10 protein-coding genes are annotated in these 10,625 nt (G+C 70.4%); 6 read left to right on the forward strand and 4 right to left on the reverse strand.

From position 1 onward, the window contains the following. Nucleotides 1–14: 14 nt before the first annotated feature. Nucleotides 15–1,637: an N-acyl-D-amino-acid deacylase family protein gene (locus tag ACZ7M3_RS07110; protein ID WP_472061409.1), complete on the forward strand. Its 1,623-nt coding sequence runs from the start codon at nucleotides 15–17 to the stop codon at nucleotides 1,635–1,637. 21 nt (nucleotides 1,638–1,658) lie between these two features. Here the strand turns inward: ACZ7M3_RS07110 and ACZ7M3_RS07115 are convergent, their stop codons facing one another. Together ACZ7M3_RS07115 and ACZ7M3_RS07120 are read right to left on the reverse strand one after the other, a co-directional pair. Next, nucleotides 1,659–2,546, reverse strand: a complete 888-nt coding sequence (locus ACZ7M3_RS07115; protein ID WP_472061411.1) for a S1 family peptidase — start codon at nucleotides 2,544–2,546, stop codon at nucleotides 1,659–1,661. A 224-nt stretch (nucleotides 2,547–2,770) separates the two neighbouring features. Continuing rightward, nucleotides 2,771–3,454: a hypothetical protein gene (locus ACZ7M3_RS07120; RefSeq protein ID WP_472061413.1), complete on the reverse strand. Its 684-nt coding sequence runs from the start codon at nucleotides 3,452–3,454 to the stop codon at nucleotides 2,771–2,773. A 127-nt stretch (nucleotides 3,455–3,581) separates the two neighbouring features. Here ACZ7M3_RS07120 and ACZ7M3_RS07125 point away from each other — a divergent pair, with 127 nt between their 5' ends. The 4 genes from ACZ7M3_RS07125 (at nucleotide 3,582) to ACZ7M3_RS07140 (ending at nucleotide 7,585) form a co-directional block, all read left to right on the forward strand. Continuing rightward, nucleotides 3,582–4,793, forward strand: coding sequence for a pyridoxal phosphate-dependent aminotransferase (locus tag ACZ7M3_RS07125; RefSeq protein ID WP_054234800.1), 1,212 nt, complete (start codon nucleotides 3,582–3,584; stop codon nucleotides 4,791–4,793). Nucleotides 4,794–4,897: 104 nt separating this feature from the next. Then, the gene (locus tag ACZ7M3_RS07130) at nucleotides 4,898–5,317 is read left to right on the forward strand and encodes an SCO4983 family protein (protein ID WP_472061414.1); all 420 of its coding nucleotides are present in this window, start codon (nucleotides 4,898–4,900) and stop codon (nucleotides 5,315–5,317) included. A gap of 493 nt (nucleotides 5,318–5,810) precedes the next feature. Continuing rightward, nucleotides 5,811–6,314: a tetratricopeptide repeat protein gene (locus ACZ7M3_RS07135; protein ID WP_472061416.1), complete on the forward strand. Its 504-nt coding sequence runs from the start codon at nucleotides 5,811–5,813 to the stop codon at nucleotides 6,312–6,314. Continuing rightward, a complete protein-coding gene (locus ACZ7M3_RS07140; RefSeq protein WP_472061418.1) occupies nucleotides 6,311–7,585 on the forward strand; it encodes a glycosyltransferase in 1,275 nt (424 codons plus the stop codon). The genes ACZ7M3_RS07135 and ACZ7M3_RS07140 overlap by 4 nt, the downstream gene beginning before the upstream one ends. 80 nt (nucleotides 7,586–7,665) lie before the next feature. Here ACZ7M3_RS07140 and rfbD read toward each other — a convergent pair whose 3' ends face one another. Together rfbD and rfbB are read right to left on the reverse strand one after the other, a co-directional pair. Continuing rightward, nucleotides 7,666–8,583 (reverse strand): dTDP-4-dehydrorhamnose reductase, encoded by a 918-nt coding sequence (rfbD, locus tag ACZ7M3_RS07145; protein ID WP_472061420.1) that lies wholly within the window; start codon nucleotides 8,581–8,583, stop codon nucleotides 7,666–7,668. Then, nucleotides 8,580–9,554, reverse strand: coding sequence for a dTDP-glucose 4,6-dehydratase (gene rfbB, locus ACZ7M3_RS07150; RefSeq protein ID WP_472061422.1), 975 nt, complete (start codon nucleotides 9,552–9,554; stop codon nucleotides 8,580–8,582). The genes rfbD and rfbB overlap by 4 nt, the downstream gene beginning before the upstream one ends. Before the next feature lie 267 nt (nucleotides 9,555–9,821). Between rfbB and ACZ7M3_RS07155 the strand changes: the two genes are divergently transcribed. After that, nucleotides 9,822–10,625 (forward strand): hypothetical protein (locus tag ACZ7M3_RS07155; RefSeq protein WP_472061424.1); only part of this gene is annotated, 804 nt, incomplete at its 3' end.

Genomic DNA, 10,625 nt, shown 5'->3' on the forward strand with positions numbered 1-10,625 from the left:
CGGAGGCCCCTGTGATGGATCTCGTCATCCGCGACGCGGAGGTCGTCGACGGCACCGGAGGCCCCTCGTACCGCGCCGACGTGGGCATCGAGGGCGGCAGGATCACGACTGTGCTCAAGGAGGGGGCGGCGGCCGGCTGTCTGCGGCCTCTCGCCCGGCGGGTCCTCGACGCCGAGGGCCTGGCCCTCTCCCCCGGCTTCATCGACATGCACGCCCACAGCGACCTCGCCCTCCTGCGCGACCCGGACCACAGCGCGAAGGCGGCCCAGGGGGTGACCCTGGAGGTCATCGGCCAGGACGGGCTGTCGTACGCGCCGGTCGACGACCGCACCCTCGCGGAGGTCCGGTCCACGATCACCGGCTGGAACGGACCCGGTGACGACATCGACTTCGGCTGGCGTTCGGTGGGCGAGTACCTGGACCGGCTCGACCACGGCTTCGACGGCGAGGGCATCGCGGTGAACGCCGCGTATCTGATCCCGCAGGGCACCGTGCGGATGCTCGCCGTCGGCTGGGACGACCGCCCGGCGACGGCGCGGGAGCTGGAGCGGATGCGGCGGCTGGTGGCCGACGGGATGCGCGAGGGCGCCGTCGGCATGTCCTCAGGCCTCACCTACACCCCCGGCATGTACGCCCAGGACGCCGAACTCACCGAGCTGTGCCGGGTGGTGGCGGAGTACGGCGGCTACTACTGCCCGCACCACCGCTCGTACGGGGCGGGCGCCCTCGCGGCGTACGAGGAGATGGTGGCCCTCACCCGCGAGGCGGGCTGCCCGCTCCACCTCGCCCACGCCACCATGAACTTCGGCGTCAACGAGGGCAGGGCCCCGGAGCTGCTGGCCCTCCTGGACGACGCCCTCGCCGCGGGCGCGGACATCAGCCTCGACACGTACCCCTACACCCCCGGCTGCACCACGCTCGTGGCGATGCTGCCGAGCTGGGCGAGCGAGGGCGGCCCGGAGGCGATCCTCGCCCGCCTGAAGGACGAGGAGACGGCCGAGCGCGTCCGGCACCACATGGAGGTGATCGGGGCGGACGGCTGCCACGGTGTGCCGATCGAGTGGGACACGATCGAGATCTCGGGGGTCACCGACCCGGCGCTCGCGTCGTACGTCGGCGGCACGGTCCGGCAGTCCGCCGACCGGCTCGGCGAGAGCCCCTGGACGATCGCCCGCCGCCTGCTCCTGGACGACCGGCTGGGCCCGACGATCCTCCAGCACGTCGGCCACGAGGAGAACGTCCGCGCGATCATGCGGCACCGTGTGCACACCGGCGGATCGGACGGCATCCTGCGCGGCGACAAGCCGCACCCGCGCGCGTACGGCACGTTCCCGCAGTACCTGGGGAAGTACGTACGGGAGTTGGGCGTCCTCTCCCTGGAGGAGTGCGTCGCCCATCTCACCGGTCGCCCGGCCGCCCGGCTGCGGCTGCCCGACCGCGGCCTTGTCCGCGAGGGGTACCGCGCCGACCTCGTCCTCTTCGACCCGGCCACGGTCGCGGCGGGCTCGACGTTCGAGGAGCCGCGCAGACTCCCCACGGGCATCCCGTACGTCCTGATCGACGGCCGGTTCGTGATCGAGGACGGACGGCGCACGGACGTACTGGCGGGGCGGGCGGTCCGCCGGACTCCCCGGTGACCGCCCGCCGCCGCACAGGGGTCACGGCTTGGGCAGGGTGCACCCGCTCGCGCTCAGGTTGAGCTTGTTGCCGGTCGTGAAGCACGCCGGGATCTGGTAGGTCTCCTCGGCGTAGTTGATGCCCGGGTGAATGGTGACGTTGCCGCTCGCGTCGACCTCGCAGGGGTTGTTCACCGTGCAGGTCTCGCCGTCCTCGTTACCGGTGTTGTTGACGGCGACGACCTTGCCGGTGGCCTGGTCGATGACCGGCGAGCCCGAGGTGCCGCCGATGGTGTTGCAGGCGGAGGTGTAGCGAATGGAGTCCTTCCAGGTCCAGTCGCCCTCCTTGAGGCGGTACGCGAACCCGTCGATGCTGCAGTTGTAGAGCCGCTTCCAGTAACCGGAGGCGACCGTGATGGCGGTGCCGACGGTCGGGTGCGTGTCCTGCACGGTCAGCGCGCTGATGCCGTACGAGTTCTTGATCGTCGTGTAGGTGCTGGTGAGCTGGTAGATCGTGACGTCCGTGTCGGTCATCGTCGAGTACGCGACCTTGCCGGCCCGCAGGGTCGCCACCCGGGTGCCGGCGGAGTTGAGCAGGCCGAACGTACGGCTGGACGCCTGGTCGACGATCACTTCACCGGGCTCCGGGAAGCCCGTCTCCAGGCAGTGGCCGTTGGAGAGCACGAGCGCCGGGTCGCTGTCCGCGGAGTTGGGGAAGCGGATGACGGAGCCGGAGCAGTTGCTGAGCGCGACGGTCCCGGCGAGGCTGACGGCCTGGAGGGTCGGCGCCGCCGCCTTCGTGTCCGCCTTGGCCGCGGACACGGACGTGGACGTGGACGCCGCCGCGGGTGCGGGTGCCGCGACCGCGGGTGCCACGCCCGCCCCGGTGATCACCAGGGCGAAGAGCGCGGCGACGAGAGGCTTTCTCATGTGGGGGTCCCCTCTTGCGACTTGGGCGACCGGAGATCTTCCGGCCACTTCCAGTTTTGTCATGCGCATTGTCAATCGAGGGGACGGGAGGGACAAGGAGCGGTTTCCGGCCATGGGCATGCCGGAGCGGCGGGACGGGGCGTGTCGTATACGCGGGCGAGCGGCGGAGGTGAAAACCACCGCGGGTCCGCCGTGGCCCGGACGGAACCCGTCGGGGCCGGCGGCTACTTCGGCCGCTTGGTGGCGCCCTGGCCGTGGCCGGGGTTGCCGTTGCCGGCACCGCGACCCGTGGTCGCGGTCGCGGTGGGGCCGGCGGTGGGGACGGTGGAGGCGGTGGTCCCGGCCGACGGGGACCGCGGCGCCGTCGTGGACGGCGTCGCCGAGGTGGACACGGACGCGCCCGGCGAGGTCCGCTCGGCGCTCGCACCGGAGGCGGCGGGCGAGTCGCCCGGCGTCGCCTGCGCCGCGCCGGCGGCCGAGCCACTCACGGAAGCCGTCGGTTCCGGGGACGTGGACGCACCCCGGCCGTCACCGTCACTCCGCCCCGAGGGCGAGGAGCCCCCGGACGACCCGGAGTCGAACAGTCCCACGACCACCGCGCCGAGGACGACCGCGCACACCGCGCCGCCGGCCACCGCCACCCGCCGCCGCGGGAGCCGCTCCCGGCGGCGGCGCCGAGAGCCGTCACGGCGGCCGGCCCCGGCACGCGCCATGGCTCCGTCGCCGCCCGTCCCCGCACCCGGCCCGTCGTCATCGACCGTCCGCGCACCCGGCCCGTCGTACGCGTCCTGCCAGCCGTGCGCCGCCGCCGGATCCGCGTACGCCTCGTACGCCGGAGGCGCCTCGCCGTCGCCGCTCGGGAGGTACACCCTCGGCTCGGCCTCGGTCTCACCGTTCTGCCAGGACATGGGCGCGGATTCTAAGGACCGCAAGGGCTTACGGCACAACGTGGGGAAGAAAGCGACCCAAAACGCCACGTCTCACGTGGTGGAAAACACCCCCCGCCGAGCGTTACGCGGCCGTAAGCTCACCGTCATGCAGGTGATCCAGTCGACCAAGCTCGCCAACGTCTGTTACGAGATCCGGGGCCCGGTGCTCGAGGAGGCGATGCGGCTGGAAGCGGCGGGTCATCGGATCCTCAAGCTGAACACCGGCAATCCGGCCGCGTTCGGGTTCGAGTGCCCGCCCGAGATCCTGGAGGACATCCTCCGGAACGTGTCGACGGCGCACGGCTACGGCGACGCGAAGGGCCTGCTCGCCGCCCGCCGCGCCGTCGTGATGCACAACCAGACCCTCGGCATCGAGACCGACGTCGAGCACGTCTTCATCGGCAACGGCGTGTCCGAGCTGATCGTGATGGCGATGCAGGGGCTGCTGGACGACGGTGACGAGGTCCTCGTACCGGCGCCGGACTACCCGCTGTGGACCGCTGCCGTGTCCCTGTCCGGCGGCACCGCCGTGCACTACCACTGCGACGAGCAGTCGGACTGGATGCCCGACCTCGCGGACGTGGAGCGCAAGGTCACCGACCGCACCAAGGCGATCGTCATCATCAACCCGAACAACCCGACGGGCGCGGTGTACGACGAGGCGATGCTGCGCGGGCTCACCGACATCGCCCGCCGCCACAACCTCCTGGTCTGCTCGGACGAGATCTACGACAAGATCCTCTACGACGACGCCACGCACACCCCGACCGCCTCGGTCGCGCCCGACCTGCTCACCCTCACCTTCAACGGCATGTCGAAGGCCTACCGGGTGGCGGGCTACCGGGTCGGCTGGATGTCGATCTCCGGCCCCCGCGCGCACGCCGACTCCTACATCGAGGGCCTGACGATCCTCGCGAACATGCGCCTGTGCGCCAACATGCCCGGCCAGCACGGCGTGGTCGCGGCGCTGAGCGGACGGCAGACGATCAACGACCTGGTGCTGCCCGGCGGCCGACTGAAGGAACAGCGGGACGTCGCCTACGAGCTGCTGACCCAGATCCCGGGCGTGAGCTGCGTGAAGCCCAAGGGCGCGCTCTACCTCTTCCCGCGGCTCGACCCGAAGGTCTTCAAGATCAAGGACGACCGCCGGATGGTCCTCGACCTGCTCCGCCAAGAGAAGATCATGGTCGTCCAGGGGACCGGCTTCAACTGGCCCGAGTCGGACCACTTCCGGGTGGTCACCCTGCCGAGCGTGGGCGATCTGACCGACGCGGTGACCCGGATCGGGAACTTCCTGGACGGTTACAGCCAGCCGTGACGCTCACACGGTGTGCACGGGACGACAAGATGTGCGACATGGCTCAACTTTAGACGAAATCCAAGCTAGGATGGTTTCCTGATAGAGCACAGGAGGCCGTCCCCATGTACGAACCGATCCGCACCAAGTCGGTCCACACGACGGCCGGCACCCCCTCCGACTTTCCCCACCGGTCGCGCGAGGAGGAGCTGGACATCCAGCTCGCCGGACACCTCGCGGCGCTCCTCGCGGTGACCGACGAGATCCGCGCGAGCGAGCCGTCCGCCGACCTGGACGCGGCGGCCGAGCGGCTCACCGAGCAGGTGGCGCGACTGCGGGGAGGAGTGGCGCCGGTCCGCGCGTCGTCGGTTGCCGCCGTGCGCGAGCCGCACGTCGTCGCTCTCCACCAGCGGGCCCACGCCCTCGCCGGCCGCGCCCTCGTCGTCGCCGCGTCCCGCGCGGACACCGCGGGCGCGATCCTGGCTGCCGAGCGCATGGACGCCCACGCCCTGGCCGCCGACCCCCGCGAACTCGCGGCTCGCTGAGAGCCCGCCTCCGAGCCCCCGGGCTCCCCTTGTACGGCCCCGGTCCGCGCGCACCCGCAGCGACGTGCGGACCGGGTGCCATGACCTCCGGCATGTCGTGCCGGGCAACTCGTCACGCGCGAGCAGCCGTTGACGCCTCACCCCGTCCCTTGGCACACCCCTTTTCCCTCCCATGGCTTTGATGCCTGCATTCGGGTGGACTGCGCACCGTAATTGCCTGCCAAACGGCTGCACCATCACGTAGGACTCGTAACGTCGGTGGAAATGATGATGGTTCGGACTCCGGCGCTTTCGGCACGCCACGGTCTTTTCGATGCCGACGGCCTGCGGTCAGCCACATCCTTGGTACCTCACTATTTCTACGAGATGTGAAAAAATGAGACGTAAGCGATTGTGGGCGGGGCTTACTGGTGCGGCCGCGGTTGCGACCGGGGTCACCGCCTGGGCAGTTCAGTCCCACTCGGCAACATCCCCGGAATCCGAGGCCAGTTCGGTGAACGGGAAGGCCCAGCAGGCCAATGCGCTTTTCCAGAGCGCCCTGCTGCAGGAGAAGTACCAGGACTCCGAAGGGGCGGCCAGAACCTACCAGCGGGTGCTGCGGCTCGACCCTCGCAACAAAATGGCCTGGTACAACCTGGGCGTCATCGCGCAACGGGACGGCAGAACAGCCAAAGCCCGTGAGGCTTACGAAAAGGCGCTGAAGATCGACCCGAAGTACGCCTCGGCCCTCTACAACGAGGCGATCCTGCTGAAATCGAGCGACACCGACCAGGCCGCCACACTCCTGAAGCGTGCCATCGCCGCCACACCCCAGGCCGCCACGGCTCATCTCCAACTCGGCTGGATTCTGGCGAAGAAGCACCATGACGACGACGCCGAGGTGGAGTTCCGCCGTGCCGTCGCGGCCGATCCCTCGCTGTACTCCCAGGTCCCGGAACAGTTCCGGGACGGCGTAACCCCCACACCGACATCGAGTCAGGAAGGTGTCACCGGATGACGTCGACCGCAACTCCCAGGTTCTCCGTCTTCACACCCAGCCACCAGCCCCGCTTCCTCGATGAGTGCCTCAAGGCCCTGCAGGCGCAGACCTGTCAGGACTGGGAGTGGATCGTCCTGCTCAACGGCGGCGCCCGGTGGCGGCCGGAGCGACTCGACGAACGAGTCCGGGTGGAGATCGCGGACAGCATCCGCGGCGTCGGGGCGGCGAAGCGCAGGGCCTGCGAACTGGCCCGCGGCGAGATCCTCGTCGAACTCGACCACGACGACCTCCTGGCGAAGGGATGTCTGACGGAGCTGGCCAAGGCGTTCGACGCGCATCCCGAGGCCGTCCTGGTCTACAGCAACACCGCGCAGATCACCGAGGACGGCAAGCGGGACGACACCCGCTTCAACGAGGCACACGGCTGGAAGTACGAGGACGTGCGCGTCGACGGCCGCAAGCTGCTCCAGGCCGTCTCCATGGAACCGACGCCGCACAACGTCTCCTACATCTGGTACGCGCCGAACCACGTGCGGGCGTTCCGCAAGGAGAGCTACGAGAAGGCCGGCGGGTACGACGCCACGCGCACGGTGCTCGACGACCAGGACCTGATGTGCCGTCTGTTCCACATCGGCGACTTCCACCACATCCCCCGCTGTCTGTACCTGCAGCGGATGCACCCCGCGAACACCCAGCGCGATCCGCAGGTCAACGCGCACATCCAGCGCGAGACGGTCGCCCTGTACGACAAGTACATCGAGGCCAACGCCCTCGCCTGGACACACCGGCGCGAACTGCTCGCGCTGGACCTCGGCGCGGCCCACCGCAAGCCCCCCGGCTACCTGGGTGTGGACCAGTACCCCGGTGAGGGCGTCGACATCGTCGCGACGCTGCCCGGAAAGCTCGACCTGCCCGACAACTCGGTCGGTCTGATGCGGGCGGTGGACTTCCTCGAACACGTGCCGGCGAAGGTGCCACTGATCAACGAGCTGTACCGGCTGTTGGCACCCGGCGGCATGCTCGTCACCATGACGCCCAGCTCCGACGGCCGCGGCGCGTACCAGGACCCGACCCACGTCGCCTTCTACAACGAGAACTCGTTCTGGTACTACACGGACAACCAGTACCGTGCCTTCGTGCCCGAGATCCAGGCCAGGTTCCAGTCGTCACGGCTGGTCACCTACTTCCCGACCGAGTGGCACTCCCAGAACGACATCTCCTACGTCGTCGCCAACCTCATCGCGATGAAGGAGGGCGCCGAGCGGTGCGGAGGACCGCTGTTGGTCTAAGGCCAGAACGCGGAACGAGCGCCCTGCGGAACGCCAGGTTCCGCAGGGCGCCTCGGTGTTCGGGGCCGTGCTGCCGCCGGTCAGGCCGACAGGTGTGCGCTGTTCGTGCGTGCCGCCACGACCAGAGCGGCGAAGGAGGGCGCGGCCAGGGCCGCGGTCAGCTGGTCCTCCCACCGAGGAAGGGGTACGAGGCCGCATCGGGCCCAGGTGCCGTGGCCGAGGACACCGAACGCCGGGCGGGCGGCCGGGCGCGGGAACTCCTCCGAGCCGACCGGGCGGATCCGCTCCGGGTCGAGGCCGGCGAGGCGGAAGGTCTCCGACGCCAGGCCGTACCACGTGGTGCGGCCGGCCGCCGTGCCGTGGTAGATGCCCGCGGGTGCCCGCCCGGCCAGGGCCGCACGGCCGAGGGCGGTCAGCTGCCGGGCGAGCGCGCGGGACCAGGTCGGCTGGCCGTGCTGGTCGGCCACCACGTCCAGGGTCTCGCGCCGGCCCGCGAGTTCGAGCATGCGGGTCACGAAGTTGGGGCCGTGCGCGCCGTAGAGCCACGCGGTGCGCACGATGTATCCGGTGTGCGGCAGCAGTTCGGCGACGGCCCGTTCCCCCGCCGCTTTGCTGCGCCCGTACGCGTTGACGGGTCCCGTCGGCGCGTCCTCGGGGTAGGGCCGACGACTGTCGCCCGGGAACACGTAGTCGGTGGAGACGTGCAGCAGGAGCGCGCCGCTGCCCGCGCAGGCCTCTGCCAGGTGGCGCACGCCTGTGCCGTTCACGGCCGTGGCCGCTGCCTCGGACCGCTCGGCGCCGTCGACGTCCGTCCAGGCGGCGCAGTTGACGACCACACGGTGGCCCGTGACGGCCGCGCGGACGGCGACCGGGTCGGTGACGTCCAGCTGATCACGGCCCAGTCCCGTCACCACGATGTCCGGACGGGTGGCGAGTTCGGCCAGCACGTCCTGCCCGAGGAGCCCGCGCGCACCGGTCACCAGCCAGCCGGCGCTCACCGGAACCCTGCCCTCTCCTTGAGCGGCGACCACCAGGAGCGGTGTGTGTCGTACCAGGAGACCGTGGCGGCCAGGCCCTCGGCGAAGTCCACCTGCGGTGTGTACCCGAGCTGTTCGCGGATCTTGCTGTCGTCGAGTGAGTAGCGCAGGTCGTGACCCTTGCGGTCGGCCACGTGCTCGACCCGGTCCCAGCCCGCGCCGACCGCGTCCAGCAACAGGCCGGTGAGCTTGTGGTTGCTCAACTCGGTCCCGCCGCCGATGTGGTAGACCTCCCCGGCCCCGCCGGCGTGCAGGACCAGGTCGATGCCCTGGCAATGGTCGGAGACGTGCAGCCAGTCGCGCATGTTGCGACCGTCGCCGTACAGGGGGACCGCCTGCCCGTCGAGCAGGTTGGTGATGAAGAGCGGGATGACCTTCTCGGGGAACTGGTACGGCCCGTAGTTGTTCGTGCACCGCGTGACCACGACGTCCAGGCCGTGGGTGCGGTGGTAGGCGAGCGCCAGCAGGTCGGAGCCGGCCTTCGAGGCGGAGTACGGGGAGTTCGGCGCGAGCGAACACTCCTCGGTCCACGAGCCTTCGCCGATCGAGCCGTACACCTCGTCGGTGGACACGTGGACGAAGCGGCCGACGCGGTGGCGGTGGGCCGCGTCCAGAAGAACCTGGGTGCCCATCACATTCGTACGGACGAAAGGACCGGCGCCGTCGATCGACCGGTCCACATGCGACTCGGCAGCGAAATGGACCACCGCGTCCTGGCCCGCCATCACCTCGTCGACCACGTCCGGGTCACAGATGTCGCCCCGGACGAAGGTGTAACCCGGGTATTCCGCCACCGGCGCCAGATTGGCCTCGACCCCCGAATACGTGAGTTTGTCGAGAACGGTGATCCGCGCCGTCGGGTCGAACTTCAGCCGTCGGCGGACGTATTCCGAACCGATGAATCCGGCACCGCCGGTCACAAGGATGCGCATGGCTCTCCGTTTTTCTCGCCGCCCAGCGTCCAGGACCGGGGACATGTCCGGTCCCCGGAACCTGCCCCACACGCTACTCAAGGCCGCGGCTCATTCCCGGCAAGCCGGACCGGCTCCGGCCGATGTCGTCGAATTCGACGTCGGGCGCGCTGCCACGCCGAAAGCGCGGGCGGAACGCGGGCGGTGCCCCGAGGCAGAAGCCTCGGGGCACCGTCGCTCGTTCCCAGCTGAGGCGGGCAGTCGGTACCGCACCGCCGTTGTTCGCTTGTGTTACGGGGCGCCAGGGCCGCAGATCACGAAGGCCGTCACACCGCCGAGATCGTTGGTGGTGGCCTGCCACCCTGTGGCGGGGCTGCCGCCGACCGGCGCACTCTGGTTCACGACGGCGCCGGCAACGGGAGTCGAGTATCCGCCGCCGAGGGCCTGGCCCCCCGCGGGGCAGAGGGCAGTCGACTGCGGACCCTGGGGCCCGGTCACGACGCTGGTGGCACCCAGGTCACCCTGGGCGCCCGTGACACCCTGCACGCCCTGAGTACCCTGCGGGCCGGTGGTGCCCTGCGCACCCGCCGGGCCCGTGGCGCCCGTGGTGCCCGTGGCACCCTGGTCACCCTGCGGACCCGTGGCACCGGTCAGGCCGGTCGAACCCGTGGCGCCCTGCGGACCCACAGGACCGGTGGCACCCGTGCCACCCGTGGCCCCGGTGTTGCCCTGGAAGCCCTGCGGACCCTGGACACCAGCGGTGCCCTGGACACCCTGGATACCCTGGATACCAGCGTCGCCCTGGAAGCCCTGCGGGCCGGTGGCACCGACGTCACCCTGGACACCCTGCAGACCCTGGATACCAGCGTCACCCTGGAAGCCCTGCGGACCCTGGGCACCGACGTCACCCTGGACACCCTGCAGACCCTGGATACCAGCGTCACCCTGGAAGCCCTGCGGACCCTGCACACCTGGGCCACCCTGGACACCAGCGTCACCCTGGAAGCCCTGCGGGCCGGTGGCACCGACGTCACCCTGGACACCCTGCAGACCCTGGATACCAGCGTCACCCTGGAAGCCCTGCGGACCCTG

Source organism: Streptomyces sp. NPDC111656 (genome assembly GCF_055656965.1).

Excerpts from the sequence above, each read along its gene's own strand:
- rfbB (WP_472061422.1), bottom strand. The coding sequence starts at position 9,554 with ATGCGCATCCTTGTGACCGGCGGTGCCGGATTCATCGGTTCGGAATAC.
- ACZ7M3_RS07140 (WP_472061418.1), top strand. The coding sequence starts at position 6,311 with ATGACGTCGACCGCAACTCCCAGGTTCTCCGTCTTCACACCCAGCCAC.
- ACZ7M3_RS07115 (WP_472061411.1), bottom strand. The coding sequence starts at position 2,546 with ATGAGAAAGCCTCTCGTCGCCGCGCTCTTCGCCCTGGTGATCACCGGG.
- ACZ7M3_RS07130 (WP_472061414.1), top strand. The coding sequence starts at position 4,898 with ATGTACGAACCGATCCGCACCAAGTCGGTCCACACGACGGCCGGCACC.
- ACZ7M3_RS07120 (WP_472061413.1), bottom strand. The coding sequence starts at position 3,454 with ATGTCCTGGCAGAACGGTGAGACCGAGGCCGAGCCGAGGGTGTACCTC.
- ACZ7M3_RS07125 (WP_054234800.1), top strand. The coding sequence starts at position 3,582 with ATGCAGGTGATCCAGTCGACCAAGCTCGCCAACGTCTGTTACGAGATC.
- ACZ7M3_RS07110 (WP_472061409.1), top strand. The coding sequence starts at position 15 with ATGGATCTCGTCATCCGCGACGCGGAGGTCGTCGACGGCACCGGAGGC.